The following is a 1,197-nucleotide window of genomic DNA, read 5'->3' on the forward strand; positions in this document are numbered from 1 at the left end:
TCGATATAGTCAGAAAAAGCGGCACATAACAAATACCAGGTTAACCAAAGGAGTAAGATTTGCCTCATTGTATTATCGAACACTCGTCGACGATTAACGCCGAGCAACTGAACAAGAAAGTGTTTTTAGGAGCACTGAACTCAGAGTTATTCGAAGCCGATGGACGAGACATTAAAGTTCGAAGTATCGCTTATGAGAACTACCAAACGGGTACAGAAAAAGAAGATTTTATCCATGTGACGGTGCGGATATTGTCTGGCCGAAGTGACACAGACAAAGCAACGCTATCTGAAACAGTGATGACGCAATTGCTGGCTTTGTCCCTCAGTAGAGCATCGATCACCGTTGAGGTGCTTGATATGGACAGAAACAGTTATGGCAAGGTCGTTGTCTAACAGGCCGGAAGTCGCATTTTATACGCTGATCTTTGTATCTTCACTCCAACTCGCTGCAGGAATATTGGGAAATGTTGTTTATCCATAAATCTCAACCTTTGGTTCATGGTCCAGAACTATGCTCTGAGCTCGCCGATTTTTTAACTGACAATAAGAGTAAATTTGAGGACCAACTGGTTCCAGACCTGTCGTACATCGATGATATGGCACATGTGGTCAACGGAATCAAAATCAAAAGCGTGCAACATGTGAATTATAACCAGTATCGTCTTGAATATGCGTTCGACTGGGAGCTCTTTCGCGGATGTTCTGATAGAAATGAAACGGGCGTTGAGAATGGGCGTGTCCTGTTTATCTTGGAAGACGATAATAATCTTAATTTCGATTTTCCAGATAGGAGCTCAAGAGATACTTGTGACGAGTTTTAACTGACACGTGGGGCATTGCTTTGGATTGGTGTTGGTTCTTAAGGCTTGGCATTAACGATGCACAATGAGTAACCCGATAAAACATTTCTGCCATTTGAGGCGAAGTTGGAATAGGAGTAGTAATGAAAATAGTAGAAGCACAACACTCTGATTTAGAGAGTTTGTTCGTATATCTGGATACACAGTTGTCAGAAATCGCATTAGAAGAGACACCGCTATTCCAGCCAGTCTCAAAGTCAGAGTGTAAAATGTCTGAAGCACATAAGGCTCGCTTTTCTGATGGGTTTAAGTTTGAGTTTGGAGAGAATGGCTGGCGAAAAATTTGGTTAGCTAAAGATTCGAATGGTGCTATTCGTGGCCATATCGACTTGCGC

Annotated in this window: 2 protein-coding genes and 1 pseudogene; all 3 read left to right on the forward strand. The window is 42.4% G+C overall.

Annotation, left to right across the window (positions count from 1 at the left end):
- The first annotated feature begins 59 nt into the window (after positions 1–59).
- The gene (locus BCT81_RS28480; RefSeq protein WP_102426610.1) at positions 60–395 is read left to right on the forward strand and encodes a 5-carboxymethyl-2-hydroxymuconate isomerase; all 336 of its coding nucleotides are present in this window, start codon (positions 60–62) and stop codon (positions 393–395) included.
- A gap of 71 nt (positions 396–466) precedes the next feature.
- The gene (locus tag BCT81_RS28485; protein ID WP_102426611.1) at positions 467–823 is read left to right on the forward strand and encodes a hypothetical protein; all 357 of its coding nucleotides are present in this window, start codon (positions 467–469) and stop codon (positions 821–823) included.
- 122 nt (positions 824–945) lie between these two features.
- Positions 946–1,197 (forward strand): annotated as a pseudogene (locus BCT81_RS28490) (GNAT family N-acetyltransferase); the annotation flags it as partial.

The sequence above is a fragment of the Vibrio sp. 10N.261.52.A1 genome (assembly GCF_002876325.1).
GTDB classification, from domain to species: Bacteria; Pseudomonadota; Gammaproteobacteria; order Enterobacterales; family Vibrionaceae; genus Vibrio; species Vibrio chagasii.

Coding starts and splice junctions, on each gene's coding strand:
- BCT81_RS28485 (WP_102426611.1), top strand. CDS start 467: ATGTTGTTTATCCATAAATCTCAACCTTTGGTTCATGGTCCAGAACTA.